This window comes from Pseudomonas sp. B111 (assembly GCF_026428275.1).
In the GTDB taxonomy this organism is placed as follows: Bacteria; Pseudomonadota; Gammaproteobacteria; order Pseudomonadales; family Pseudomonadaceae; genus Pseudomonas; species Pseudomonas aeruginosa.
The window spans coordinates 1,214,268-1,241,127 of record NZ_CP097857.1 but is presented as its reverse complement, the minus strand read 5'-3'; the positions used below and the strand labels follow the sequence as shown (position 1 = coordinate 1,241,127).

The 26,860-nt window shown below is 64.7% G+C and carries 23 protein-coding genes; 6 read left to right on the top strand and 17 right to left on the bottom strand.

Going from position 1 to position 26,860, the window contains the following annotated elements; translation table 11 throughout:
- Nucleotides 1–16 precede the first annotated feature (16 nt).
- From M6E97_RS05700 to M6E97_RS05645, 12 genes are all read right to left on the bottom strand, one after another.
- Nucleotides 17–2,035: a PhoX family protein gene (locus tag M6E97_RS05700; protein ID WP_033939028.1), complete on the bottom strand. Its 2,019-nt coding sequence runs from the start codon at nt 2,033–2,035 to the stop codon at nt 17–19.
- 178 nt (nt 2,036–2,213) lie between these two features.
- A complete protein-coding gene (locus M6E97_RS05695) occupies nt 2,214–3,809 on the bottom strand; it encodes an isocitrate lyase (RefSeq protein WP_003090447.1) in 1,596 nt (531 codons plus the stop codon).
- A 594-nt stretch (nt 3,810–4,403) separates the two neighbouring features.
- On the bottom strand, nt 4,404–5,225 hold the full coding sequence (locus M6E97_RS05690; protein WP_003090446.1) for a secretin N-terminal domain-containing protein: 822 nt from the start codon (nt 5,223–5,225) through the stop codon (nt 4,404–4,406).
- Complete coding sequence (locus M6E97_RS05685; RefSeq protein ID WP_023875212.1) at nt 5,222–5,842, bottom strand: hypothetical protein; 621 nt, start codon at nt 5,840–5,842, stop codon at nt 5,222–5,224. The genes M6E97_RS05690 and M6E97_RS05685 overlap by 4 nt, the downstream gene beginning before the upstream one ends.
- Nucleotides 5,843–5,848: 6 nt before the next feature.
- On the bottom strand, nt 5,849–6,274 hold the full coding sequence (locus M6E97_RS05680) for a GNAT family N-acetyltransferase (protein WP_003090444.1): 426 nt from the start codon (nt 6,272–6,274) through the stop codon (nt 5,849–5,851).
- Nucleotides 6,267–7,436 carry a cupin domain-containing protein gene (locus M6E97_RS05675; protein ID WP_003090443.1) on the bottom strand — a complete coding sequence of 390 codons (1,170 nt, stop codon included), beginning with the start codon at nt 7,434–7,436 and terminating at the stop codon, nt 6,267–6,269. Before M6E97_RS05675 ends, M6E97_RS05680 begins: the two co-directional genes overlap by 8 nt.
- A 59-nt stretch (nt 7,437–7,495) precedes the next feature.
- Nucleotides 7,496–8,866: an adenylosuccinate lyase gene (purB, locus tag M6E97_RS05670; protein WP_003090442.1), complete on the bottom strand. Its 1,371-nt coding sequence runs from the start codon at nt 8,864–8,866 to the stop codon at nt 7,496–7,498.
- Between the two features lie 75 nt (nt 8,867–8,941).
- Nucleotides 8,942–9,832, bottom strand: coding sequence for a DMT family transporter (locus M6E97_RS05665; RefSeq protein ID WP_023095475.1), 891 nt, complete (start codon nt 9,830–9,832; stop codon nt 8,942–8,944).
- Nucleotides 9,833–9,834: 2 nt separating this feature from the next.
- Nucleotides 9,835–10,455, bottom strand: a complete 621-nt coding sequence (gene hflD, locus M6E97_RS05660; protein ID WP_003090440.1) for a high frequency lysogenization protein HflD — start codon at nt 10,453–10,455, stop codon at nt 9,835–9,837.
- A complete protein-coding gene (gene mnmA / locus M6E97_RS05655; protein ID WP_003131114.1) occupies nt 10,452–11,579 on the bottom strand; it encodes a tRNA 2-thiouridine(34) synthase MnmA in 1,128 nt (375 codons plus the stop codon). Before mnmA ends, hflD begins: the two co-directional genes overlap by 4 nt.
- A gap of 43 nt (nt 11,580–11,622) precedes the next feature.
- Nucleotides 11,623–12,093 (bottom strand): NUDIX hydrolase, encoded by a 471-nt coding sequence (locus M6E97_RS05650; RefSeq protein WP_003097654.1) that lies wholly within the window; start codon nt 12,091–12,093, stop codon nt 11,623–11,625.
- An 86-nt stretch (nt 12,094–12,179) separates the two neighbouring features.
- Nucleotides 12,180–14,405 (bottom strand): NADP-dependent isocitrate dehydrogenase, encoded by a 2,226-nt coding sequence (locus M6E97_RS05645; RefSeq protein WP_003090437.1) that lies wholly within the window; start codon nt 14,403–14,405, stop codon nt 12,180–12,182.
- Between the two features lie 358 nt (nt 14,406–14,763).
- Between M6E97_RS05645 and icd the strand changes: the two genes are divergently transcribed.
- Nucleotides 14,764–16,020 carry an NADP-dependent isocitrate dehydrogenase gene (gene icd, locus M6E97_RS05640; protein ID WP_003090436.1) on the top strand — a complete coding sequence of 419 codons (1,257 nt, stop codon included), beginning with the start codon at nt 14,764–14,766 and terminating at the stop codon, nt 16,018–16,020.
- A gap of 73 nt (nt 16,021–16,093) precedes the next feature.
- Here icd and cspD read toward each other — a convergent pair whose 3' ends face one another.
- Nucleotides 16,094–16,366, bottom strand: a complete 273-nt coding sequence (gene cspD / locus M6E97_RS05635) for a cold shock domain-containing protein CspD (protein WP_003090435.1) — start codon at nt 16,364–16,366, stop codon at nt 16,094–16,096.
- Nucleotides 16,367–16,591: 225 nt separating this feature from the next.
- Here cspD and clpS point away from each other — a divergent pair, with 225 nt between their 5' ends.
- On the top strand, nt 16,592–16,960 hold the full coding sequence (gene clpS / locus M6E97_RS05630; RefSeq protein ID WP_003097649.1) for an ATP-dependent Clp protease adapter ClpS: 369 nt from the start codon (nt 16,592–16,594) through the stop codon (nt 16,958–16,960).
- Nucleotides 16,961–16,987: 27 nt separating this feature from the next.
- On the top strand, nt 16,988–19,264 hold the full coding sequence (gene clpA, locus M6E97_RS05625) for an ATP-dependent Clp protease ATP-binding subunit ClpA (protein WP_003090432.1): 2,277 nt from the start codon (nt 16,988–16,990) through the stop codon (nt 19,262–19,264).
- A gap of 81 nt (nt 19,265–19,345) precedes the next feature.
- On the opposite strand, the gene infA is transcribed toward clpA, so the two are convergent.
- The 4 genes from infA to trxB all read right to left on the bottom strand — a co-directional run bounded on the left by infA (nt 19,346) and on the right by trxB (nt 22,099).
- The gene (infA, locus tag M6E97_RS05620) at nt 19,346–19,564 is read right to left on the bottom strand and encodes a translation initiation factor IF-1 (RefSeq protein ID WP_002553999.1); all 219 of its coding nucleotides are present in this window, start codon (nt 19,562–19,564) and stop codon (nt 19,346–19,348) included.
- A gap of 104 nt (nt 19,565–19,668) precedes the next feature.
- Nucleotides 19,669–20,376 carry an arginyltransferase gene (locus tag M6E97_RS05615; protein ID WP_003097644.1) on the bottom strand — a complete coding sequence of 236 codons (708 nt, stop codon included), beginning with the start codon at nt 20,374–20,376 and terminating at the stop codon, nt 19,669–19,671.
- Between the two features lie 54 nt (nt 20,377–20,430).
- Nucleotides 20,431–21,111: a leucyl/phenylalanyl-tRNA--protein transferase gene (gene aat, locus M6E97_RS05610; protein ID WP_033939920.1), complete on the bottom strand. Its 681-nt coding sequence runs from the start codon at nt 21,109–21,111 to the stop codon at nt 20,431–20,433.
- A 37-nt stretch (nt 21,112–21,148) separates the two neighbouring features.
- The gene (trxB, locus tag M6E97_RS05605; RefSeq protein ID WP_034005901.1) at nt 21,149–22,099 is read right to left on the bottom strand and encodes a thioredoxin-disulfide reductase; all 951 of its coding nucleotides are present in this window, start codon (nt 22,097–22,099) and stop codon (nt 21,149–21,151) included.
- A 227-nt stretch (nt 22,100–22,326) separates the two neighbouring features.
- Between trxB and ftsK the strand changes: the two genes are divergently transcribed.
- The 3 genes from ftsK to M6E97_RS05590 are packed head-to-tail and all read left to right on the top strand — an operon-like array spanning nt 22,327 to nt 26,749.
- A complete protein-coding gene (gene ftsK, locus M6E97_RS05600; RefSeq protein ID WP_003131123.1) occupies nt 22,327–24,762 on the top strand; it encodes a DNA translocase FtsK in 2,436 nt (811 codons plus the stop codon).
- Nucleotides 24,763–24,787: 25 nt separating this feature from the next.
- Nucleotides 24,788–25,414 (top strand): outer membrane lipoprotein chaperone LolA, encoded by a 627-nt coding sequence (gene lolA, locus M6E97_RS05595; RefSeq protein ID WP_003090414.1) that lies wholly within the window; start codon nt 24,788–24,790, stop codon nt 25,412–25,414.
- Nucleotides 25,415–25,423: 9 nt separating this feature from the next.
- Nucleotides 25,424–26,749, top strand: coding sequence for a replication-associated recombination protein A (locus tag M6E97_RS05590; protein WP_003138947.1), 1,326 nt, complete (start codon nt 25,424–25,426; stop codon nt 26,747–26,749).
- Nucleotides 26,750–26,860 lie beyond the last annotated feature (111 nt).

Sequence of the window (26,860 nt, the reverse complement as noted above, 5' to 3'; positions counted from 1 at the left end):
AGGTCGTCGTGGCGCGTCAGAGCAGGCGTCGGCCGTCTTCGCGGGTGATCACCACGGTGGCCGAGCGTGGCCGGCGGCCCGGCCCGTCCGGCCAGGTGCTGAGGAGGTTATCGGCGGTCGAGCCTTCCCCCGGGTGCTGGATGTTGATGAACAGCGTACGGAAGTCCGGCGTCGCGGCAATGCCGGTCACCTCGCAACCCAGCGGACCGGTGAGGAAGCGCTTCAGTTCGCCGGTGCGCGGGTCGGCCACCAGCATCTGGTTGTTGCCGAACGGGCCGCTGCTCAACTGGCTGCCGCTCATGTCGGTCTGGATCCACAGGCGGCCTTCCGGGTCGAACCAGAGGCCGTCGGGGCTGGCCAGGATATTGTCCTGGTTCAGCGGCTTGCCGTCCGGGCCGCGGCTGTCTTCGCCGGGACCGGCGAGCATGAACAGGTCCCAGGTGAAGCGTTGCCCGGCATAGTCGCGGCTGCGTTCGCGCCAGCGGATGATATGGCCGTAGGCGTTCTTCACCCGTGGGTTGGCCGCGTCGGCGACGGTGCGCGACGTGTTGTTGGTGAGGGTGAAGTAGACGTCACCGTTGTCCGGGTTGACCGCGCCCCACTCCGGGCGATCCATCTTGGTCGCGCCGAGGACATCGGCGGCCAGGCGGGTGTTGATCAGCACTTCGCCCTGGTCGGCGAAGCTCACCCCGGCCTTGCGACAGGCCGCGCGGAAGTTGCCGTCGGCGATGTCCAGCGGCAGCCACTGGCCGCTGCCATCGGCGTTGAAGCGGGCGACGTAGAGGGTGCCTTCGTCGAGCAGGCGAGCGTTGCTGCGACCCGGACGGAACTTGTCGCGGCTGACGTACTTGTAGATGTACTCGTTCTGCGAGTCGTCGCCGGAGTAGCAGACTACCTGGCGGCCCGGCTTGACCGGGGCGAAGACCAGGCCTTCGTGGGCGAAGCGACCGAGAGCGGTGCGCTTGACCGGTACCGATTGCGGGTCGAACGGGTCGATCTCGACGATCCAGCCGAAGTTGTTCGGTTCGTTGCGGTAGTCGTCCTGAGCCTGTTTGCCCTTGCGGGTGGCGTCGAAGCGCTCGAACTCGTCGCCCGCCAGGGTTTCCCAGCCGAAACGGCTGGTGTTGCGAATGCCGTAGCGGGTCAGTTCGCGCGGCAGTTCGCTGTCCTGGGTGGAGAAATAGCCGACCCAGTTCTCCTCGCAGGTGAGGTAGGTGCCCCAGGGGGTGAAACCGTTGGAACAGTTGTTATGGGTGCCGCGGGTGCGGGTGCCGTCCGGACTGTGGCGGGTGCGCAGCAGTTCGTGGCCGCGCGCCGGGCCGGCGATACGCATCGGCGTGGCGGCGGTGATCCGCCGATTGCGTTGCGACGGCACGACATTCCACTCGCCACGCACGTTGCGACGGATCTCCACGACGGAAACGCCATGGGCGTTGATTTCCTTGCGCACTTCATCGGCGACGGTGCGCTTGCCATCGACCACGGTCGGGCCATTGGTGTGCAGCAGCGGCGCGTCGATGTATTCATGGTTGAGCACCAGCAGGCCATGGTTGCTGATGTGTCCGCCGCCGAAGCCGAACTGCGCGTCGATCGGGAAGAAGTGCATGCCGTCGTGGTGCATGCCGATCTGTTCGGCCTGGTCCTGGGCGCTGTTGCTGGCGTCGTCGAGGAAGCCCGGATAACTGCCGCTGATCGGGGTGCCCCAGGGTATGAAGGGCGTCGCCTTGTAGCCGGCGGGCACCCGGATGGTATCGGCGCGGCCGCTGGCGATGGCTTCGAAGGGTAAGCGGTTGCGGCGTTTGAAAGGGAAGCCGCGCAGGCCTTCCGCGGCGGGCGCCTGCGCTTCGGCGGGAGCGGCGCTGGCGGGGAGCGCGACGCCGAGGAAGGCGAGGGCGCCGAGCGCCGCGCCGCCGGCCAGGACCTGGCGGCGGCCGAGGCCGGCGATCAGGTCGTTCATGTGCGGGTTGTTCGAATGGTTGCTGGGCAACTCGTCGCCATCACCGAACAGGATGGTATCTTTTTTCTCCAGGCTCACGGACGTGCTCCTTGTGGGCTGATCGACGGAGCATTGACGCTAACCGCTGAAAGCGACGGGACGATGACAGGCACTCGAGGCCTTTTGCCATGATCCGGAAATGAAAAACCCCGGCCGGAGCCGGGGTTTTCGCGAGGCGGGCCGGGCAGATCGTGGCTGCCCGGCTGGCCCCTGTTCCTTAGTGGAACTGGTTCATGGTGTTGTCTTTGCCGCTGGCCTTCAGAGCGGCTTCGCCAGCGAAGTACTCTTTATGGTTGTCGCCGATGTCGGAGCCCGCCATGTTCTGGTGCTTGACGCAGGCGATGCCCTGGCGCAGTTCCTGGCGCTGCACGCCCTTCACGTAGGCCAGCATGCCTTCGTCGGCGAAGTAGCCCTTGGCCAGGTTGTCGGTGGACAGCGCGGCGGTGTGGTAGGTCGGCAGGGTGATCAGGTGGTGGAAGATGCCGGCGTGGGCCGAGCCATCGCGCTGGAAGGTGCGGATCTTCTCGTCGGCGACCTTGGCCAGCTCGGTGTCGTCGTACTCGACGCTCATCAGCTTGTTGCGGTCGTAGGCGGAAACGTCCTTGCCTTCGGCGACGAACGCATCGAACACCTGCTGGCGGAAGTTCAGGGTCCAGTTGAAGGACGGGCTGTTGTTGTAGACCAGCTTGGCGTTCGGAATCACTTCGCGGATGCGATCGACCATTGCCTTGATTTGGCCGACGTGCGGCTTCTCGGTTTCGATCCAGAGCAGGTCGGCGCCGTTCTGCAGCGAGGTGATGCAGTCCAGGACGCAGCGATCTTCGCCGGTGCCCTTGCGGAACTGGAACAGGTTGGAAGCCAGGCGCTTCGGACGCAGCAGCTTGCCTTCGCGCTTGATCACGACGTCGCCGTTGCCCAGCTCGGCCTCGGAAATTTCTTCGCAATCCAGGAAGGAGTTGTACAGGTCGCCCAGGTCGCCCGGCTCGTTGGTCACGGCGATCTGCTTGGTCAGGCCGGCGCCCAGGGAGTCGGTACGGGCGACGATCACGCCATCGTCCACGCCCAGCTCGAGGAAGGCGTAGCGTACGGCATTGATCTTGGCGAGGAAGTCGATGTGCGGAACGGTGACCTTACCGTCCTGGTGGCCGCACTGCTTCTCGTCGGACACCTGGTTTTCGATCTGGATGCAGCAGGCGCCGGCTTCGATCATCTTCTTGGCCAGCAGGTAGGTCGCCTCGGCGTTGCCGAAGCCGGCGTCGATGTCGGCGATGATCGGCACCACGTGGGTTTCGAAGTTGTCGATCTGGGCCAGCAGCTCGGCTTCCTTGGCCTTGTCGCCAGCGGCGCGGGCAGCGTCCAGGCCGGTGAACAGCAGGTCCAGCTCGCGGGCGTCAGCCTGGCGCAGGAAGGTGTACAGCTCTTCGATCAGGCCGGAAACCGCGGTTTTCTCGTGCATGGACTGGTCCGGCAGCGGGCCGAAGTCGGAGCGCAGCGCGGCGACCATCCAACCGGACAGGTAGAGGTAGCGCTTGTTGGTGGTCTTCAGGTGCTTCTTGATCGAGATCAGCTTCTGCTGCCCGATGAAGCCGTGCCAGCAACCCAGCGACTGGGTGTAGACGGAGGAGTCCGCATCGTATTCGGCCATGTCCTTGCGCATGATGGCCGCGGTGTACTTGGCGATATCCAGGCCGGTCTTGAAGCGGTTCTGGATACGCATGCGAGCTGCGTACTCGGGGTTGATCGCGCTCCAGCTGCTGCCGTTCTTCTCTTTCAGCGCGGCAACTGCCTTGATCTCGTTCTGATATGCGGACATGGTCAATCCTTCAAGAAATGTATTGGTTGAGCACCGACTGACCCACTCAAAACCTGCTGGTGAAGGTTGTCTTGCGGGTGGCTCACCGCTGCATGGCGAGAGAATGACCGTGGCGAAGAATGACGCCGAGGAGGGGGTGGAGACGAACAGTTCGCGGACCGTGCTTCTCGACTGGATCAAGTGCCGTTCGGCTCGTGGTTGCCGGTGGGCGACTCGCTGTCGAGTCTTTCGATCTGGCTGATACGTAAACGCTTCCCCGTCCCTCAGGACAACTTCGTTCCAGTCGCAATCTCGTCAAGCCGCCTTGTGGGCAGATCAACACGGTGGAGGCCGAGGGCGTATCGGCGCAGGCACCGGGAGCTCGTCGTTTCAGAGCCCCTGATTAGCGGGAGCGGGGCCATCATGCTCTGGAAAAAATCCGTCGTCAAACGTTTTGTAGTGTTTTTTCAAGACTACTACACGAAGGTCTAAGAGTGACCGGATGGTCTTGTCTGGTCGAGATGTTTCCGTTTGCATCGAAAATGCCCGCAAGAGCCCGCGCCTCGCGGCTTTGCCGGAGCGGGAGACAATTCGCGCTGGAAAGAGCGCCGTCGGTCAGTCGAGGGTTTCGACTTTCAGGCGCAGGCTGGTGTCGTCGCGTCCCTGGGTCGAGTAGCGACGCACGAAGCCGCGCTGGTCGGCCTGGTTCTGTTCGCTGACGCCGCCCAGGGTGATCCACTCGCCGAGCTTGCCGCTGACCCGGGTGTCGGTGCTCTGGGTATCGATGACGCCGGGATGGCTCTGGCTGAGGCGGTCATTGCTGGAGCTGATGGTGACGTGCACCAGATTGCCGGTCAGCGTCGCGGTGACGTAGAAGCCGCGGTTGACGTTGCGGTATTCGGTCTGGCTGTAGATCTGCCCGTAGGGACCGGTGGCGGTGCTGGTGATGGGGACGCTCTGGCCGACCTGGATCAGCGCCGGGTAGCCCTCGGTGGCCTGGACCTGCTGGCTGCCGCCGGAACGGCTGTCGGTGGAGCGACGGATGATGCGGACGCGATCCTTGCCGTTGACCTCGCCGCGGCCGCTCTGGATCTCGATGTTGCCGGCGCTGGCCGAACCATCCACCGAATAGCCGCGGCTGTCCTGTTGCAGGTTCTCGCTGGTATCCACGGTGATCAGCAGGCGATGCGGGCGCGAGTCGATCTGCTGCAGGACCGATTGCAACTCGCGGATCTTCGCCGGCTCGGCATTGACGATCAACTGGTTGCCATAGGCGGTGACCTTGCCTTCGCTGCCGATGACCGACTGGGCCACCGCCATCACGTCGTCGGCGGTGCGGTAGTTGAGCGGGATCACTTCGGTGCGCGGGGCGGCCGAGGCGCCGAGAACGACTGTCGCCAACAGCGAGGAGAGCAGGGTGGTGCGCAACAGGGTCACAGGAGGAAGCTCCGCAGGTCCGGGTCGGAAAGACTGGTGTCCCAGGCCTGCTCGAAGCGGGCCTGGAGTTGACGCACCCGCCCGGCGGCACGGTAGCAGGCGTAGCCCGCCGGTTGCGCCGGTTTCGGGCGCAGCAGCAGGCCCTGGTCGTCGGCCAGGAGGAAGGCGTCGTCCTCTTTAGGGTAGTCCGGGTTGAGCCGGCGGATCAGGCAGTTGCTCGACAGGCGGCGCGAAAGGCTGATCAGGCGGTGGCCGTTGCGCACGGCCTGGGCGCTGTCGCCAACGAGGATACGCAGGCGATTGCGTGGATTGGCCAGGAGGATACGGGTGCAGGCTTCCTGGATGCTGCTGTGGTGATAGAGCCAGCTTTCCAGGTCGGGACTGTGCAGGCAGAGCGAGCGGCGGGCCTGCTGCAGGAGGGCCAGGGCATGGGCGCGGGCTTCCTGCGGATGCTCGAAGCGCTCCAGCGGCTCATGTTCGCCGAGGCGGAATGGCGCTGGTTCCCAGCGTTCCGCGGGTGGTGCGGCGCTTGCCGGGTTGCGTACCGCAAAGCGCCCCGGAGAGCTGAATTCGATGGCCGGCAGGTCGGCCGGCGAGGTCTCCGGGGTGTCGCTCATCGGGCCTCAGTCGCTGTCGCGAACCATGTCGACATGGGGCAGGCCGGCATCGAGGAATTCGCCGCTATCGACCTTGAAGCCCAGTCGCTCGTAGAAGGGAATGGCGTAGACCTGCGCGGTCAGCAGTTGGCGCTTCAGGCCGCGTCGCTCGGCTTCCTCGATGGCCGCGCGCATCAGCGCGTCGCCGACCTTCAGGCCGCGCCAGTCCTTGAGTACCGAGACCCTGCCGATGTGCCCGTCGCCCAGCAGGCGCGCGGTGCCGATCGCGTATTCGCCTTCATAGGCGAGAAAATGCACGGCTTCGTCGTCTTCGGCGTCCCACTCCAGTTCCGGCGGAACCGACTGTTCGGCAATGAAGACCGCTTCGCGGATGCGGCGCAGCTCGGCATTGTCCTTCTGCCAGTCGGCTACGCGTACGCGGATCTTATTCATCTGCAAACTCCAAACTGCCCTGTTTGACCAACTCCGCCAACAGCTTACGCGCATCGTCGTCGGCCAGCCATTGGCCGAGGTTTTCCAGATGCAACGCATCGGCCGAGCAGACCAGCTTCAGCAGTTCCTTGAGCTGGCCGGGCAGGAGTACGCTCTGGCCGCTGGCGAACAGCACCAGGCCGATGTCGATCTCGCTCCAGGCCAGGCGGGCGCTGGGGTTGCGCACCAGCAGCGCGCCATCCTCGAGGGCGCCGAATAGCTCCTCTTCGGGGATATCCTCGCCGGCAACCAGTTCAGGATAGCGCGGCTCGGTCATGAACTGGCCGAACCAGGTCAGCAGCAGGCGCTCGTCGCTCATGTGCTCCTGGATCAGGCCCTGCAGGCGCTCCAGAGCGTCGCGCTGGATCTGGTGCGGATCGTCGCCTACCGGTTGCAGGCCGGCATCGGTGTAGCGCTCCTCGTCGGAGAGGAACTGGCCGAGGAAGTCGGTGAAATGGGTCAGCACTTCGGCGGCGCTGGGCGCGCGGAAGCCGATCGAGTAGGTCATGCACTCGTCTTCGGCAATGCCGTAGTGGGCGAGGCGCGGGGGCAGGTAGAGCATGTCGCCGGGCTCCAGGACCCACTCGTCGCTCTGTTCGAAGTCGGCGAGGATGCGCAGGTCGGCGTGCTCGCGCAGCGGGCTGTCGCTGCTGCACATCTGTCCGACTTTCCAGCGCCGGCGTCCGTGGCCCTGAAGCAGGAATACGTCGTAGTTGTCGAAGTGCGGACCGACGCCGCCGCCGGGAGCGGCGTAGCTGATCATCACGTCGTCGATCCGCCAGCTGGGCAGGAAGCGGAATTGCTCCAGCAGTTGGGCGACTTCCGGGACGAACTGGTCGACCGCCTGCACCAGCAGGGTCCAGTCCTGTTCCGGCAGGTGCTGGTAGTCCTCCTCCTGGAACGGGCCACGGCGCATTTCCCACGGGGTTTTCCCGTGTTCGAGGACGATGCGCGATTCCACCGACTCCTCCAGCGACAGCCCGGCCAGCTCGTCGGCGGACAGCGGGCTTTCGAAGTCCGGGATCGCCTGGCGGACCAGCAGCGGTTTGCGCTGCCAGTAGTCGCGGAGGAATTCGGCAGCGGTCAGTCCGCCCAGAAGTTGCAGGGGAGTATCAGCATTCATGGTTAAGTCCTTGAAACAAAAACGCCCGGCGCAGCCGGGCGTGCAAAAGGGTTGCGTGCTCAGATGCGCTTGGCCTGGGCGGCGGCATTGCCGACGTAGCCGGCCGGGGTCAGCTTCTTCAGCTCGACCTTGGCCTCGGCGGGAATCGCCAGCTCTTCGATGAAAGTCTGCAAGGCTTCGGCGCTGATGCCTTTGCCGCGGGTCAGTTCCTTCAGCTTCTCGTAGGGGTTTTCCACACCATAGCGACGCATCACGGTCTGCACCGGCTCGGCGAGGACTTCCCAGCAGGCGTCCAGGTCCTCGGCGATGCGCTGGGCGTTCAGCTCCAGCTTGCCGATGCCCTTCAGGCTGGCCTCGTAGGCGATGACGCTGTGGGCGATGCCGACACCGAGGTTGCGCAGCACGGTGGAGTCGGTCAGGTCGCGCTGCCAGCGCGAGATCGGCAGCTTGCTGGCCAGGTGCTGGAACAGCGCGTTGGCGATGCCGAGGTTGCCCTCGGAGTTCTCGAAGTCGATCGGGTTGACCTTGTGCGGCATGGTCGAGGAGCCGATCTCGCCGGCCACGGTCTTCTGCTTGAAGTAGCCGAGGGAGATGTAGCCCCAGACGTCGCGGTCGAAGTCGATGAGGATGGTGTTGAAGCGGGCGATCGCATCGAACAGCTCGGCGATGTAGTCGTGCGGCTCGATCTGGGTGGTGTAGGGGTTGAAGGTCAGGCCGAGGTCGCCTTCGATGAACTGGCGGGCGTTGGCTTCCCAGTCGACTTCGGGATAGGCGGACAGGTGGGCGTTGTAGTTGCCCACGGCGCCGTTGATCTTGCCCAGCAACTCGATGCCGGCGACCTGCTTGATCTGCCGCTCCAGGCGGTAGACGACGTTGGCCAGTTCCTTGCCCAGGGTGGTCGGCGAGGCGGGCTGGCCGTGGGTGCGGGAGAGCATCGGCACGTCGGCGAATTTCACCGCCAGTTCGCGGATGGCCTCGGCGATCTGGCGCATCAGCGGCAGCAGCACGCTGTCGCGACCCTCGCGGAGCATCAGGGCGTGGGACAGGTTGTTGATGTCCTCGGAGGTGCAGGCGAAGTGGATGAACTCGCTGACCGCGGCCAGCTCCGGGAGCTTGGCGGCCTGTTCCTTGAGCAGGTACTCCACGGCTTTCACGTCGTGGTTGGTGGTGCGCTCGATTTCCTTGATGCGTTCGGCGTGTTCCAGCTGGAAGTCGCTGGCCAGGCTGTCGAGCAGGGCGTTGGCTTCGGCGGAGAACGGCGCGACCTCGGGAATCCCGGCGTGGGCGGCGAGGCGCTGCAGCCAGCGGACTTCCACCATGACGCGGAAACGGATCAGGCCGTATTCGCTGAAGATCGGACGCAGGCTGCTGGTTTTGCCGGCATAGCGGCCATCGACGGGGGATACCGCGGTGAGCGAGGAAAGCTGCATGAGACGTTCTCGTGGCTGGAAGTCAACGAAAAAGGGGCGCATATCATACATGAAAGGTGCGCCCCGGTGGGGCATTCAGCGGGGCCTTTCGGCGGGGCGGTTGCCCAGCAGGGGGATCAGACTGGCGGCGAAGATCAGGGCGGCGCCGAGCAGCGACGTGTGGCTGGGCAGTTCCTCCCAGCGCAGCCAGGCGATCACCCCGGCGAAAACGATGGCCATGTAGGCGATCGGTCCGATCACTCCCGGGGAGGCCAGGGCATAGGCCTGCGACATGGTCAGTTGGCCGAGGCTGGCGAACAGTCCGGCGCCGAGCAGCAGGAGCAGTTCCCGGCCGTTCAGCGGCTGCCAGGCCCAGGCCAGCGGTACGGCGGAGAACAGGGTGCCGAACAGGGCGAAGTAGAAGACGATGCGATAGGCTGGCTCGCTGTCGCTCATTTCGCGGATCGAGACGAAGGCACAGGCGGCCATCAGGCTGGAAGCGATGCCGACCAGGGCGATCGGCGCCACTACCGCGCCGCTGGGCCTGGCTACCAGCAGCACGCCGAGGAAGCCGACCAGGGTGGCGACCATCATGCGGCGGGTCAGCGGCTCCTTGATCCACAGGTGTGCGATCAGCGGCGTGAACACCGGCGCGGCATAGCTGAACAGCATGGCGTCGGTCAGCGGCAGGTGGGCGAGGGCGTAGAAGTAGCAGTACATGCCGCCCAGGCCGTAGGTGGTGCGCAGCAGGTGCGATAGCGGGCGGCGGGTGCGCAGCGGGCCGATGCCGCGAGTCAGCGCCAGGGGCAGGAAGAACAGCACGCCGACGAGGTTGCGGAAGAACACCACGGTTTCGTTGTTGACGGTGCTGGAAGCCTCGCGGATCAGGCCGCCCATCAGGGCGAAGAACAGCGCCGAAAGAGCCAGCATGGCGGCGCCCTGGGTCGGGCTGTTGCGCCGTTGCGGCTGGCTCCCGGCCACGGCCATGGCTAGCCGCGCAGCAGGGGATAGAGTTCGTTGAGCAGCCGGCGCCGGCTGAACACCATCTGCCAGCGGCTGCCGCCCAGTTGCCGCCAGAGCCGCGCCGAGCGGATGCCGGCGAGCAGCAGGGCGCGGATCCGCGCGGCGTTGCTGCTGACCTGCAGATGGCGCATGTCGCCGTGTACCTGGATGCGCTGGCGGAAGGTGCTGAGGGTGTCCTGGTAGATGCTGGCGAAGGAGGCGATGACGTTCTCGTGGACCAGGCCGAAGTGCTGGACCTGCTGTTCGACCTGGTCGAGGCGCTGGCCGATCAGGTCAAGCATGTCGCCGCGCTTGTCCAGTTGCCGTTCCAGGGTCAGCATCGCCAGGGCGTAGCGCAGCGGTTCGCGCTGCAGGCTGCCGGGCTTGCGCTCCAGGGCGCTGGCCAGGGCCTTGAAGCCGTCGCGCAGGTTGAGGCTGTCGCCACCGTAGACGTCCAGGGTGCTGGCCGGGTTGCGCGCCAGCAGGCTGCCGAGCATGCAGCCCAGCGGGGCTTCGCTGATCTGCCCGGTGCGTGCCAGCTTGTCGACCAGGGCTGCGGATTCGAAGACGGCGCCGAGGGCAATCAGTTGCTGTCGCGGATCGCTCACGGGCGTCCTCCGAAATCCCAGGCTTCCGCCGTTTCGATCACGCCGCCGCCGAGGCAGACGTCGCCGTCGTAGAACACCACCGATTGCCCCGGGGTCACTGCGCGCTGCGGTTCGTCGAACACCGCGCGGTAGCCTTCGGCGGTTTTCTCCAGGACGCAGTCCTGGTCGCTCTGCCGGTAGCGCACCTTGGCCCGCAGGCGGCGCGGCCGCTCCAGTTCGACCGGGTTGACCCAGTAGATTCGCGAGGCCAGCAGGGCGCGGGAGAACAGCAGCGGGTGGTCGTTGCCCTGGCCGACCAGCAGCACGTTGCGTTGCAGGTCCTTGCCGAGTACGTACCAGGGATCGTCGCCGGCTTCCTTGAGACCGCCGATGCCGAGGCCCTGGCGCTGGCCGATGGTGTGGTACATCAGGCCGCTGTGGCGACCGATGACCTTGCCTTCGGTGGTCTCGATGTCGCCCGGCTGGGCCGGCAGATACTGCTTGAGGAAATCGGTGAAGCGTCGCTCGCCAATGAAGCAGATGCCCGTGGAGTCCTTCTTCTTCGCCGTGGCGAGGCCATGCTTCTCGGCGATGGCGCGGACTTCCGGCTTCTCCAGTTCGCCGACGGGGAACAGGCTGCGGGCGATCTGCTCGCCGCCCACCGCGTGCAGGAAGTAGCTCTGGTCCTTGTTCGGGTCCAGGCCCTTGAGCAGCTCGGTGCGCCCGTCGCGGTCACGGCGCCGCACATAGTGGCCGGTGGCGATCAGGTCCGCGCCGAGCATCAGCGCGTAGTCGAGGAACGCCTTGAACTTGATTTCGCGGTTGCAGAGGATGTCCGGGTTCGGCGTACGGCCGGCCTTGTACTCGGCAAGGAAGTGCTCGAACACGTTATCCCAGTATTCCGCGGCGAAGTTCGCCGTGTGCAGCTTGATGCCGATCCGGTCGCAGACGGCCTGGGCGTCGGCCAGGTCCTCGCGGGCGGTACAGTATTCGGTGCCGTCGTCCTCGTCCCAGTTCTTCATGAACAGGCCTTCGACCTGATAGCCCTGCTGCAACAGGAGCAGGGCGGAGACGGACGAGTCGACGCCGCCGGACATGCCGACGATCACGCGCTCGCGGCGTGGGGTGGGGGCGGATTCAGACATAGCGATCAGGCGTCACGGGCGAATTCGTAAAACGCGGATTCTATCAGGCCTGGGGCAGGGAGGGCGACACGTGGGTGTCGCGGATCAGCGCCAGGGGATAGCGGCCGCCGGCCAGGTAGTCGTCGATGCAGCGCAGCACCAGGTGGCTGCGCCAGCGCTGCGGCTGGGCGGCCAGTTCGTCGCGGGTCAGCCAGCGCGGGCCGATGATGCCGTCGTCGAGGGCGCGTTCGGGATGGTGGCGCACGGGGCGGGCGGCGAAGCATACGCGCTGGTAGGTGACGCCGTTGGACGGGGCGGTGTACAGGTAGATGCCGGTGACGGCGCTCAGCTCGACCTCCCAGCCGGTTTCCTCGAGGGTTTCGCGCAGGGCGGCCTCGAGCAGGCTTTCGGCGGGCTCCAGGTGCCCGGCGGGCTGGTTCAGCACCTCGCGGCCGTCGGCCTGTTCCTCGACCAGCAGGAAGCGGCCCTGGTCCTCGACGATGGTCGCTACGGTGACATGGGGATGCCAGCTCATGGATGTCTCCTCGGTACGGAAAAGGCCTCGATAAAAAGAAACCCCGAGCGTAGGCCCGGGGTTTCTGCTTCGTCAGCGTGACGCCATCAGGCCAGGCTGTCGATCGCCGCGTTGAAGGTGGCGCTGGGGCGCATCACCTTGCTGGTCAGCTCCGGGTTGGAGCGATAGTAGCCGCCGATCTCGGCCGGCTTGCCCTGGACCGCATTGAGTTCGGCGACGATGGTCGCTTCCTGCTCGGTCAGGGCCTTGGCCAGCGGTGCGAAGTGCGCTTTCAGTTCGGCGTCTTCGTCCTGGGCGGCCAGGGCCTGGGCCCAGTACATCGCCAGGTAGAAGTGGCTGCCGCGGTTGTCGATGTCGCCGACCTTGCGCGACGGCGACTTGTTGTTGTCCAGCAGCTTGCCGGTGGCTTCGTCCAGCGCCTTGCCGAGCAGCTTGGCCTTGGCGTTGCCGGTCTTGATCCCGGTTTCCTCCAGGGACACGGCCAGGGCCAGGAACTCGCCCAGGGAGTCCCAGCGCAGGTAGTTCTCTTCCACCAGTTGCTGGACGTGCTTGGGTGCCGAGCCGCCGGCGCCGGTTTCGTACATGCCGCCGCCCGCCATCAGCGGAACGATGGAGAGCATCTTGGCCGAGGTGCCCAGTTCCATGATCGGGAACAGGTCGGTCAGGTAGTCGCGCAGGACGTTGCCGGTCACCGAGATGGTGTCCTTGCCGCGGATCAGGCGTTCCATGCTGACGCGAATGGCCTCGTTGTAGCCCATGATGCTGATGTCGAGGCCGGTCAGGTCGTGGTCCTTGAGGTACAGCTCGACCTTCTTGCGCAGTTCGCGGTCGTGGGCGCGCTCCGGGTCCAGCCAGAAGATCGCCGGGGTGTCGGACTGGCGGGCGCGGGTGACGGCCAGCTTGACCCAGTCGCGGATCGGCGCGTCCTTGGTCTGGCAGGCGCGCCAGATGTCGCCGGTCTCCACCTCGTGCTGCATCAGCACGCTGCCGTCGGCCAGGACCACGCGCATGGTGCCGTCGGCGGTCATTTCGAAGGTCTTGTCGTGGGAGCCGTATTCCTCGGCCTTCTGCGCCATCAGGCCGACGTTCGGCACGCTGCCCATGGTGGTCGGGTCGAAGGCGCCGTTGGTCTTGCAGAAGTTGATCATTTCCTGGTAGATGCGGGCGTAGGTGCTTTCCGGCATTACCGCCTTGGTGTCTTTCTGCTTGCCGTCCTTGCCCCACATCTGGCCGGAGTTGCGGATCATCGCCGGCATCGAGGCGTCGACGATGACGTCGCTCGGAATGTGCAGGTTGGTGATGCCTTTCACGGAGTCGACCATCGCCATTTCCGGGCGGTGGCTGTACACCTCGTGGATGTCGTGGAGGATCTCTTCCTGCTGGGAGGCGGGCAGCGACTTGATCTTGTCGTAGACGCTGGAGATACCGTTGTTCGGGTTCACGCCGAGCTCTTCGAAGAGTTGGCCCCACTTGTCGAAGACGTCCTTGTAGTAGACGCTCACCGCATGTCCGAAGACGATCGGGTGGGAAATCTTCATCATGGTCGCCTTGACGTGCAGGGACCACATGACGCCGGTTTCCTTGCAGTCCTGCAGGGTCTTCTCGAAGAAGTCGCGCAGCTTGCCGCAGCTCATGAACATGCTGTCGAGCACTTCGCCTTCCTGCAGGCTCAGTTGCTTCTTGACCTCGACCTTGCCGTCCTTGCCGACGAACTCGATGCGCACGTCACCGGCCTTGGCCATGGTGATGGACTGTTCGCTGGAGAAGAAGTCGCCGCCGCGCATGTAGTCGGCGTGGGAGCGCGAGGCCATGCTCCACTTGCCCATGGAGTGCGGGTGCTTGCGGGCGTAGGCCTTCACCGCGGCAGGCGCGCGACGGTCGGAGTTGCCTTCGCGCAGGACCGGGTTCACGGCGCTGCCGAGGATCTTCGCGTAGCGTGCGCGAACCTCTTTCTCTTCGTCGGTCTGCGGGTCTTCCGGGAAGTCGGGAACCTTGTAGCCCAGGCCCTGCAGCTCGGCGATCGCGCCTTTCAGCTGGGGCACCGAGGCGCTGATGTTGGGCAGCTTGATGATATTGGCGTCGGGCGAGGTGGCCAGGACCGCCAGGCGGGCGAGGTCGTCTTCGATACGCTGGTCGGCGTCGAGGCGGTCGGCGAAGTTGGCCAGGATGCGTCCTGCAAGAGAGATGTCGCTGGTCTCGACGTCGATGCCGGCGGAAGCGGCAAAGGCCTTGACGATGGGGAGGAGCGAGTAGGTGGCGAGCGCGGGTGCTTCGTCGGTGAAGGTGTAGGTGATCTTCGAGCGGATGGACATCTACGGTAACTCTCTTTTTTGCTGGGCGCGCACAGAGTCTCGATACGCGTTGGTGGACGCGATGCCTTCGCTCAACATCGGGTTGAATCGAAATCGAGATATGCCGCGGGATATAGGGGCGCCAGTAGAGCGTTGTACGGCGGGTTCATGGTGGCGAACCCGACGCTGCGAGGGGAGAGGGTCTGGTCCCAGACTGCTCGGACCTCGATGACTGCGAAGTCATGGCGCGCAGTATACCACCCTCTCGCCGGGCTGATGCGCTCGCCTGTTTAGACTAAGGAAGATGTGGTTTCCGGGCGGACAACTGGGCTACCCTAGAAGGCTGCAACAGGGTTTTAACCACAACACGGAGTTCAGCATGGGATACCAAAAGATCCAGGTGCCGGCGACCGGTGACAAAATCACTGTGAATGCCGACATGTCCTTGAGCGTACCGAAGAACCCGATCATCCCGTTCATCGAGGGTGATGGCATCGGCGTCGATATCAGCCCGGTCATGATCAAGGTTGTCGACGCTGCAGTGGAAAAAGCATACAAGGGCGAGCGCAAGATCGCCTGGATGGAAGTCTACGCCGGCGAGAAGGCCACCCAGGTCTATGACCAGGACACCTGGCTGCCCCAGGAAACCCTGGACGCCGTGCGCGACTACGTGGTTTCCATCAAGGGCCCGCTGACCACCCCGGTCGGTGGCGGCATCCGCTCCCTGAACGTGGCCCTGCGCCAGCAACTCGATCTCTACGTCTGCCAGCGCCCGGTACGCTGGTTCGAAGGCGTGCCCAGCCCGGTGAAGAAGCCCGGCGACGTAGACATGGTGATCTTCCGCGAGAACTCCGAGGACATCTATGCCGGCGTCGAGTGGAAGGCCGGTTCGCCGGAGGCGGAGAAGGTCATCAAGTTCCTCACCGAGGAAATGGGCGTCAAGAAAATCCGCTTCACCGAGAACTGCGGCATCGGCATCAAGCCGGTTTCCCAGGAAGGCACCAAGCGCCTGGTGCGCAAGGCCCTGCAATACGCCGTCGACAACGACCGCAGTTCGGTGACCCTGGTGCACAAGGGCAACATCATGAAGTTCACCGAGGGTGCCTTCAAGGATTGGGGTTACGAAGTCGCGCGCGATGAATTCGGCGCCGAGCTGCTGGACGGCGGTCCGTGGATGCAGTTCAAGAACCCGAAGACCGGCAAGAACGTCGTGGTCAAGGACGTGATCGCCGACGCCATGTTGCAGCAGATTCTGCTGCGCCCCGCCGAGTACGACGTGATCGCCACCCTGAACCTGAACGGCGACTATCTCTCCGACGCCCTGGCGGCCGAGGTCGGCGGCATCGGCATCGCGCCCGGCGCCAACCTGTCCGATTCGGTGGCCATGTTCGAGGCGACCCACGGCACCGCGCCGAAGTACGCCGGCCAGGACAAGGTCAACCCGGGTTCGCTGATCCTCTCCGCGGAGATGATGCTGCGCCACATGGGCTGGACCGAGGCGGCCGACCTGATCATCAAGGGCACCAACGGGGCGATCGCCGCCAAGACCGTGACCTATGACTTCGAACGCCTGATGGACGGCGCGACCCTGCTGTCCTGCTCGGAGTTCGGCGACGCGATGATCGCCAAGATGTAGGAAGGGCTAGCGCCCGAACGAGAAAAAGGCCGGTTCGCACCGGCCTTTTTCATTTCCGCATCCGCGTTGGGGGTCAGGCTTCGATGGGCGTCGCCTGCGGCTCTTCCTGCGGGGCGGGGGCGGAGGGTGCGGCGGTTGTCGCGGTGGCGGGGCTGATGTTGATGGCATGCAGTCCCTTCGGTCCCTGGATGATCTCGAAATTGACCGGCTGGCCCGCCTTGAGTGTCTTGTAACCGTCCATCTGAATGGCCGAGTAATGGGCGAACAGGTCCTCATCTCGGCCCTCGGCCAGGATGAACCCGTAGCCCTTGGCGTTGTTGAACCACTTGACCTTACCGCTGAGCATGCTCATATCCCTCTGCAAAGGACTCCAACGCTGGAGTATCATCCACTACGATCCCGCGTCCGACCTGGGTCGAGACGGGTGCGGAACCCCTGATACCCTGTAGGGGTATTCCATTGTTTGTAACACCCTTTTGCAGTTAGTCAAGGCGCTGAACCATACGCCTGAGAAACGGATCAACATCATGTCGGTCCATAACTTTCCAGAAAGGCAAAGCTTTTTTTCCTCATGCATGCACCTAGCCAGATTCGACTAACATTCAATCAGGACCATCCCGAGCCTCATGAACACGAGGACGAAGGGGCGGGGCTCGCGGTACAGGAGTCGAAGCCTGTATTACAGCCGCCACCGTTGTATAAGGTGGTACTGTTCAACGACGATTACACGCCGATGGACTTTGTTGTTGAAGTGCTGGAAGTGTTCTTCAACATGGACCGGGAAAAAGCCACCAAGATCATGTTGACGGTACATACTCAGGGTAAGGCGGTCTGCGGCTTGTTTACCCGGGACGTGGCCGAAACCAAGGCGATGCAGGTCAATCAGTATGCACGGGAGAGCCAGCATCCATTGCTCTGCGAGATAGAGAAAGACAGTTGATCGGATGTTTGGGAGCGAGGTGAAGCCATGTTGAATCGAGAGCTCGAAGTCACCCTCAATCTCGCCTTCAAGGAGGCGAGGGCCAAACGCCATGAATTCATGACGGTTGAGCACCTGCTGCTGGCCTTGCTGGACAATGAGGCGGCGGCAACGGTATTGCGTGCGTGCGGTGCCAACCTGGACAAGCTGCGGCGCGACCTGCAGGAATTCATCGATTCCACCACGCCGCTGATCCCGCAGCACGACGACGAGCGCGAAACCCAGCCGACGCTGGGCTTCCAGCGCGTCCTGCAGCGTGCGGTGTTCCACGTGCAGAGTTCCGGCAAGCGCGAAGTGACCGGGGCCAATGTCCTGGTGGCGATCTTCAGCGAACAGGAAAGCCAGGCGGTGTTCCTGCTCAAGCAGCAGAGCATCGCGCGTATCGATGTGGTGAACTACATCGCCCACGGCATCTCCAAGGTGCCCGGGCATGCCGAACATCCGCAGGATGGGGAGCAGGATATGCAGGATGAGGAAGGTGGCGAGTCGGCCACGTCCAACCATCCGCTGGACGCCTATGCCAGCAACCTCAACGAACTGGCTCGCCAGGGGCGGATCGACCCGCTGGTGGGGCGTGAGCATGAAGTCGAGCGGGTGGCGCAGATCCTTGCCCGCCGGCGCAAGAACAACCCGCTGCTGGTAGGCGAGGCGGGGGTCGGCAAGACGGCCATCGCCGAAGGCCTGGCCAAGCGCATCGTCGATGGCCAGGTGCCGGACCTGCTGGCCGACAGCGTGGTCTACTCCCTCGACCTGGGTGCCTTGCTCGCGGGTACCAAGTACCGCGGCGACTTCGAGAAGCGCTTCAAGGCCTTGCTCAACGAGTTGCGCAAGCGCCCGCACGCGGTGCTGTTCATCGACGAGATCCATACCATCATCGGCGCCGGTGCAGCATCCGGCGGGGTAATGGACGCCTCCAACCTGCTCAAGCCGGTTCTGTCCTCGGGCGAGATCCGCTGCATCGGCTCGACCACCTTCCAGGAGTTCCGCGGCATCTTCGAGAAGGACCGGGCCTTGGCGCGGCGCTTCCAGAAGGTCGACGTGACCGAGCCGTCGGTGGAAGACACCTATGGCATCCTCAAGGGCCTCAAGGGGCGCTTCGAGCAGCATCACCACATCGAGTACAGCGACGAGGCGCTGCGCGCCGCGGCCGAGCTGGCGGCGCGCTACATCAACGACCGGCACATGCCGGACAAGGCCATCGACGTCATCGACGAGGCGGGCGCCTACCAGCGCCTGCAGCCGGAAGAGAAGCGCGTGAAGCGCATCGAGGTGGCGCAGGTCGAGGATATCGTGGCGAAGATCGCGCGGATCCCGCCGAAACACGTCACCACCTCGGACAAGGAGTTGCTGCGCAACCTCGAACGCGACCTCAAGCTGACCGTGTTCGGCCAGGACGACGCCATCGAGTCGCTGTCCACCGCGATCAAGCTGTCCCGGGCCGGGCTCAAGGCGCCGGACAAGCCGGTCGGCTCGTTCCTCTTCGCCGGTCCCACCGGCGTGGGCAAGACCGAAGTGGCGCGGCAGTTGGCGAAGGCCTTGGGCGTGGAACTGGTGCGCTTCGACATGTCCGAGTACATGGAGCGGCATACCGTGTCGCGGCTGATCGGTGCGCCTCCGGGCTACGTCGGCTTCGACCAGGGCGGCCTGCTCACCGAGGCGATCACCAAGACCCCGCACTGCGTGTTGCTGCTCGACGAGATCGAGAAGGCTCACCCGGAGGTCTTCAACCTGCTGCTGCAGGTGATGGACCACGGCACCCTGACCGACAACAACGGGCGCAAGGCGGACTTCCGCAACATCATCCTGATCATGACCACCAACGCCGGCGCAGAAGTGGCGGCGCGCGCGTCGATCGGCTTCAACCAGCAGGATCACACCACCGATGCGATGGAAGTGATCAAGAAGAGCTTCACCCCGGAGTTCCGCAACCGCCTGGATACCATCATCCAGTTCGGCCGCCTGAGCACCGAGACGATCAAGAGCGTGGTCGACAAGTTCCTCACCGAGCTGCAGGCGCAGTTGGAGGACAAGCGCGTCCAGCTCGAGGTCAGCGATGCGGCGCGCGGCTGGCTGGCGGAGAAGGGCTACGACGTGCAGATGGGTGCGCGACCGATGGCGCGGCTTATCCAGGACAAGATCAAGCGGCCGTTGGCCGAGGAGATCCTGTTCGGCGAGCTGGCCGAGCATGGCGGCCTGGTGCATGTCGACCTGAAGGGCGACGAGCTGGCCTTCGAGTTCGAGATCACGGCGGCGGAGCCCGCCTGATCCGAGCGCGGCAACGAAAACGCCCGGCAGATGCCGGGCGTTTTCTTTTGCAATCGGCGAGCCGCAGCGGCTCGTGTCGACTCAGCGGGCGCGGTAGGTGATGCGGCCCTTGCTCAGGTCGTAGGGCGTCAGTTCCACGCGGACCTTGTCGCCGGTGAGGATGCGGATGTAGTTCTTGCGCATTTTGCCGGAGATGTGCGCGGTGACGACGTGCCCATTTTCCAACTCCACACGGAACATGGTGTTGGGCAGGGTGTCGACGACAGTACCTTCCATTTCGAAGCTGTCTTCTTTCGACATGCAGTAGAGCCCTCGGTATCTATGGGTGGCCCTTTCAATGAGAGGTGGGCCGTGAAAAGCGGCGTGCATTGTGCCAGAAAATCGACAATAGCGCCACACGGCTATCAGGTGAGGGCGACCCAGCGCTGGTTGACGAACAGTTCGATGGGCCGGTACTGGGTCTTGTAGTTCATCTTGCGGCAATTCTTGATCCAGTAGCCCAGGTAGACGGCCTGCAGGCCCAGGCGTTCGGTCTCGGCGATCTGCCAGAGGATCGCGTAGCGTCCCAGGCTGCGCTGCTCTTCGTCGGGATCGTAGAAGGTATAGACGGCCGAGAGTCCGTTCGGTAGCACGTCCGTCACGGCTATGGCCAGCAGGCGGCCATGCAGGCGGAACTCGAAGAAGCAGCAGAAGGGCAGGTCGCGGACCAGGAAGGTGGCGAACTGGTCGCGGCTGGGCGGATACATGTCGCCGTCGGCGTGGCGTTGCTCGATGTAGCGCCGATAGAGGTCGTAGTACTCCTCGTTGAAGCTCGGTCGCTTGCGGATCACCTGCAGTTCCGCATTGCGCTTGAGGATGCGCCGCTGCTGGCGGTTCGGGCTGAAGCCGGCGACCGGTATGCGCGCGGCGATGCAGGCGGTGCAATGCTGGCAGTGCGGACGATAGAGATGGTCGCCGCTGCGGCGGAAGCCGACCTCCGACAGCGAGGCGTACAGCTGCGTGTCCATGGGCTGGCTGGGATCGAGGAACAGGGTGGTTGCCTGCTCCTCGGGCAGGTAGCTGCACGGGTGCGGTTGCGTCGCGTAGAACTTCAGTCGGGCGAGTTCGGTCATGGTGAACTCCAGCAGGGACCCATAAGCAAGTTTATGCCAGGCACGGAAACTCGCCTAAAAATCCAGGTCGCCGGTAGGAGGCTGGTCGCGATAGCGTTGCAGGTAGTCGGCGAATTCCCCCCGGCTGATGGCGCGGGCGCCCAGGCTGTGCAGGTGGCGGGTCGGCATCTGGCAGTCGATGAGGACGAAGCCGGCGTCGCGCAGATGGCGGACCAGCGTGACGAAGCCGACCTTGGAAGCGTTGTCGGCGCGGCTGAACATCGATTCGCCGAAGAACAGCCTGCCCATGGCCAGGCCGTAGAGGCCGCCGACCAGTTGTCGCTCCTGCCAGACTTCCACGGAGTGGGCAATTCCGCGCAGGTGCAGCTCCTGGTAGGCCAGTTGCATCGGCGTGGTGATCCAGGTGCCGTCGGCGTAGTCACGCGGCGCGGCACAAGCCTGGATCACCGCCCGGAAGTCATGGTTGAAAGTGACTTCGAAGCGTTGCTGGCGCAGGCACTTGGCCAGGCTGCGGGAAACGTGCAGTTCGTCGGGGAACAGGACGGTGCGCGGGTCGGGCGACCACCAGAGGATTGGCTGGCCATCCTGGTACCAGGGGAAGCAGCCGTGGCGATAGGCTGCGACCAGGCGTTGCGGATTGAGGTTGCCTCCGGCCGCGAGCAGCCCGTTGGGCTCCTGCAGGGCCTTGTCGAGGGGCGGAAAGTCGAAGTCGGTGCGGGAAAGCCAGGTCAGCATGGCGGGGTAGGGGAGGGCGGGCCTCCCCCGGGTCCGATCAATGGTCGTCGAGGTATTTTTCGGCATCCAGCGCGGCCATGCAGCCGGCGCCGGCGGAAGTGATGGCCTGGCGGTAGACGTGGTCGGCCACGTCGCCGGCGGCGAACACGCCTTCGATGCTGGTCTGGGTGGCGTTGCCTTCGCTGCCGCCGTGGATCCGCAGGTAGCCGTCGCGCATTTCCAGTTGGTCCTGGAACAGGTCGGTGTTCGGCTTGTGGCCGATGGCGATGAACACGCCGGCCAGCGACAGTTCGCTGGTGCTGCCGTCGATGGTGCTCTTCAGGCGTACGCCGGTGACGCCGCTGGCGTCGCCCAGCACCTCGTCCAGGGTGGTGTTCCAGTGCAGGCGCACGTTGCCGTTCTCGGCCTTGTCGAACAGCTTGTCCTGGAGGATTTTCTCCGAACGCAGCTTGTCGCGACGGTGGATCAGGTGGACTTCCTTGGCGATGTTGGCCAGGTACAGCGCTTCCTCGACGGCGGTATTGCCGCCGCCGACCACGCAGACCACCTGGTTGCGGTAGAAGAAGCCGTCGCAGGTGGCGCAGGCGGAAACGCCCTTGCCCATGAAGGCTTCTTCCGACGACATGCCCAGGTATTGCGCGGAGGCACCGGTGGCAATGATCAATGCATCGCAGGTATAAGTGCCACTATCGCCCTTCAGTGTGAAGGGGCGCTGTTGCAACTCGGCGGTGTGGATGTGGTCGTAGACGATCTCGGTGTCGAAACGCTCGGCGTGCTGCTGCATGCGGGTCATCAGCGCCGGGCCGGTAAGGCCTTCGACGTCGCCCGGCCAGTTGTCGACTTCGGTGGTGGTGGTCAGCTGGCCGCCTGGCTGGATGCCGGTGATCACCACTGGCTTGAGATTGGCGCGTGCGGCGTACACGGCGGCGGTATAGCCGGCCGGACCGGAGCCCAGGATGATGAGGCGCGAATGCTTGACTTCACTCATAAAAAGACTCCATAAGCCTTTGTCACATAAGAAAATGCGTGCTCCAATGGAGCCGCCTGAAGAGTTCTGCCGGCTATGCTACACCTATCCGCAAAAGGCCGGCAAAACCCCGGGGCCGGGATCAGCCACGCACGGATTGCCGCTGATTTCGGGTGTGATTTTTCAGAGTTTCCCTAAAGCCGTACAATAGGCGCGTTTTGACCAAGACAGCTTCTAAAGCACCAGTCGTGCGCAGGAAAAATAGCGATTTGAAGGATTCGACCACCGCGAGCCATGCCGCCGCATGGCGTCAGCAACTGCATTCCCGCCTGAAGGAAGGGGTCCTGATCGCGCTGGGCGCGCTCTGCCTCTACTTGTGGATGGCTCTGCTCACCTATGACCCGGCCGATCCGAGCTGGAGTCACTCGAGCCAGGTTGACCAGGTGCAGAATGCCGCCGGTCGGCTCGGTGCGGTATCCGCCGATATCCTGTTCATGACGCTCGGCTACTTCGCCTACCTCTTTCCGCTGTTGCTGGGCATCAAGACCTGGCAGGTATTCCGCCGCCGCAACCTGCCGTGGGAATGGAACACCTGGCTGTTTTCCTGGCGCCTGGTCGGGCTGATCTTCCTGATCCTGGCCGGCTCGGCACTGGCCTACATCCATTTCCACGCCAGCGGCCACATGCCGGCCAGCGCCTCGGCCGGCGGCGCCATCGGCCAGAGCCTGGGCCGCGTCGCGGTGGATGCGCTGAACGTGCAGGGCAGCACGCTGGTGTTCTTCGCCCTGTTCCTCTTCGGCCTGACGGTGTTCGCCGATCTCTCCTGGTTCAAGGTGATGGATGTCACCGGCAAGATCACCCTGGACTTCTTCGAACTGATCCAGAACGCCTTCAATCGCTGGATGGGCGCGCGCGCCGAGCGCAAGCAACTGGTCGCGCAACTGCGCGAGGTCGACGAGCGCGTCGCCGAGGTGGTGGCGCCGAGCGTGCCGGACCGCCGCGAACAGTCCAAGGCCAAGGAGCGCCTGCTGGAACGCGAAGAGGCCCTGGCCAAGCACATGAGCGAGCGGGAGAAGCGCCCGCCGCCGAAGATCGATCCGCCACCGCCGCCGAAGGCCCCGGAGCCGAGCAAGCGCGTGCTGAAAGAGAAGCAGGCGCCGCTGTTCGTCGATACGGCGGTGGAGGGCACCCTGCCGCCGCTGTCGCTGCTCGACCCGGCGGAAGTGAAGCAGAAGAGCTACTCGCCCGAGTCGCTGGAGGCGATGTCGCGCCTGCTGGAGATCAAGCTGAAGGAGTTCGGCGTCGAGGTCAGCGTGGATTCGGTGCATCCGGGCCCCGTGATCACCCGTTTCGAGATCCAGCCCGCGGCGGGGGTCAAGGTCAGCCGCATTTCCAACCTGGCCAAGGACCTGGCGCGCTCGCTGGCGGTGATCAGCGTGCGGGTGGTGGAAGTGATTCCCGGCAAGACCACTGTCGGCATCGAGATTCCCAACGAAGACCGGCAGATGGTGCGCTTCTCCGAAGTGCTGTCGTCGCCGGAGTACGACGAGCACAAGTCCACCGTGCCGCTGGCCCTGGGCCACGACATCGGCGGTCGGCCGATCATCACCGACCTGGCGAAGATGCCGCACCTGCTGGTGGCCGGTACCACCGGCTCCGGTAAGTCGGTGGGGGTCAACGCCATGCTCCTGTCGATCCTGTTCAAGTCCACGCCGAGTGAGGCGCGACTGATCATGATCGACCCGAAGATGCTCGAACTGTCGATCTACGAAGGGATCCCGCACCTGCTCTGCCCGGTGGTCACCGACATGAAGGAAGCCGCCAACGCCCTGCGCTGGAGCGTGGCGGAGATGGAGCGGCGCTACCGCCTGATGGCGGCCATGGGCGTGCGCAACCTGGCTGGCTTCAACCGCAAGGTGAAGGACGCCGAGGAGGCCGGCACGCCGCTGACCGACCCGCTGTTCCGTCGCGAAAGCCCGGACGACGAGCCGCCGCAGCTGAGCACCCTGCCGACCATCGTGGTGGTGGTCGACGAATTCGCCGACATGATGATGATCGTCGGCAAGAAGGTCGAGGAGCTTATCGCCCGTATCGCGCAGAAGGCGCGGGCGGCCGGTATCCACCTGATCCTGGCGACCCAGCGGCCGTCGGTGGACGTGATCACCGGCCTGATCAAGGCCAACATTCCGACCCGGATCGCCTTCCAGGTCTCCAGCAAGATCGACTCGCGCACCATCCTCGACCAGGGTGGCGCCGAACAACTGCTCGGCCACGGCGACATGCTCTACCTGCCGCCGGGCACAGGCCTGCCGATTCGCGTGCACGGCGCCTTCGTTTCCGACGACGAGGTGCACCGGGTGGTCGAGGCCTGGAAGCTGCGCGGCGCGCCCGACTACATCGAGGACATCCTCGCTGGCGTCGACGAAGGCGGCGGCGGTGGCGGTTCCTTCGATGGCGGCGACGGCTCCGGCGAAGGCAGCGAGGACGACCCGCTCTACGACGAGGCGGTACGTTTCGTCACCGAGAGTCGCCGGGCATCGATCTCCGCCGTGCAACGCAAGCTGAAGATCGGCTACAACCGCGCCGCGCGGATGATCGAGGCGATGGAGATGGCCGGCGTGGTCACCCCGATGAATACCAACGGCTCCCGCGAAGTCATCGCGCCGGCGCCGGTTCGTGATTGAACCCGACAGGTTTTAGAGGATTCCGATGCGACTGATCCGCACGTTGTTCGTTGCCGCCCTGGCCATGGGCGCTTCGCTGGCCCATGCCGACGACAGCGCCGCCGTCCAGCGCCTGACCGGCCTGCTGAACAAGGCCCAGACCCTGACCGCGCGTTTTTCCCAGCTGACCCTGGACGGTAGCGGCACGCGCCTGCAGGAAACCGCCGGCCAACTGAGCCTGAAGCGGCCGGGACTGTTCCGCTGGCATACCGATGCGCCGAACGAGCAATTGCTCATTTCCAACGGCGAGAAGGTCTGGCTGTACGACCCGGACCTGGAGCAGGTGACCATCCAGAAGCTCGATCAGCGCCTGACCCAGACGCCGGCGCTGCTGCTCTCCGGCGACATCTCGAAGATCAGCGAAAGCTTCGCCATCACCTACAAGGAAGGCGGCAACGTAGTCGATTTCGTGCTCAAGCCGAAGACCAAGGACACCCTCTTCGACACCTTGCGCCTGTCGTTCCGCAGCGGCAAGGTGAACGACATGCAGATGATCGATGGCGTCGGCCAGCGCACCAACATCCTGTTCTTCGACGTGAAGATGAACGAGGCGCTGGATGCCAAGCAATTCACCTTCGACGTTCCGCCGGGCGTCGACGTGATCCAGGAGTAAGCGCAAGCCGTGGATCTGTTCCGCAGCGAGCCCGTCGCGCAGCCCCTGGCGGCACGGCTGAGGCCCGCAAACCTGGACGAGTACGTGGGGCAGGAACACCTGCTGGCCCGCGGCAAGCCCTTGCGCGAGGCGCTGGAGCAGGGCGCGCTGCACTCGATGATCTTCTGGGGCCCGCCGGGAGTCGGCAAGACCACCCTGGCGCGGCTGCTGGCGCAGGTGTCGGACGCCCATTTCGAGACCATTTCCGCGGTGCTGTCCGGGGTCAAGGAGATCCGCCAGGCGGTCGAGGTGGCCAAGCAGCACGCGGCGCAATACGGGCGCCGGACCATCCTGTTCGTCGATGAGGTGCACCGCTTCAACAAGAGCCAGCAGGATGCCTTCCTGCCCTATGTGGAAGACGGCACGCTGATCTTCATTGGCGCGACCACCGAGAACCCGTCCTTCGAGTTGAACAACGCGCTGCTCTCGCGGGCTCGCGTGTATGTCCTCAAGAGCCTCGACGAAGCCGCCCTGCGCAAGCTGGTGGGCCGCGCGCTGAACGAGGACAAGGGCCTCGGCAAGCGCAAGCTGAGCCTGCCGGAGGAGAGCTTCCAGGTTCTCCTGGCCGCCGCCGACGGCGATGGGCGGCGCCTGCTGAACCTGCTGGAGAACGCTGCCGACCTCGCCGAGGACGGCAGCGAGATCAGCCCCGAGCTGCTGCAGAATCTGCTCGGCGATACCCGCCGGCGTTTCGACAAGGGCGGCGAGGCGTTCTACGACCAGATCAGCGCGCTGCACAAGTCGGTGCGCGGCTCCAATCCCGATGCGGCACTCTATTGGTTCGCGCGCATGCTCGACGGCGGCTGCGATCCCCTGTACATCGCCCGGCGGGTGGTGCGCATGGCCAGCGAGGAGGTTGGCAACGCCGATCCTCGCGCCCTCGGCCTGTGCCTGTCGGCCTGGGACGTGCAGGAGCGCCTGGGCAGCCCCGAAGGCGAGCTGGCGGTGGCCCAGGCCATCGTCTACCTGGCCTGCGCGCCGAAGAGCAATGCGGTGTACAGCGCGTTCAACGCGGCGATGCGCGACGTCGCCGAAAGCGGCTCGCGGGAAGTGCCATTGCACTTGCGCAACGCGCCGACCAAATTGATGAAGAGCCTCGGCTACGGCGAGGAATACCGCTACGCCCACGACGAGCCGGATGCCTATGCCGCCGGAGAGGATTATTTCCCCGAGGATCTGGAGCCGCGGCGTTACTATCAACCGGTGCCGAGGGGCCTGGAACTGAAGATCCGCGACAAGCTGGAACACCTGGCCGAGCTGGATCGCACCAGCCCCCGCCAACGCAGAAAATCCTGAGCGGTATGGGCTCGTCGGAGCTAGCCAGGCTTCCGTGACGGCGTCGATGACGTCGCCGGGGCCGGCGAAGCGCCAACCGGGCCACGAACCGCCGATAACCGACACGAGACG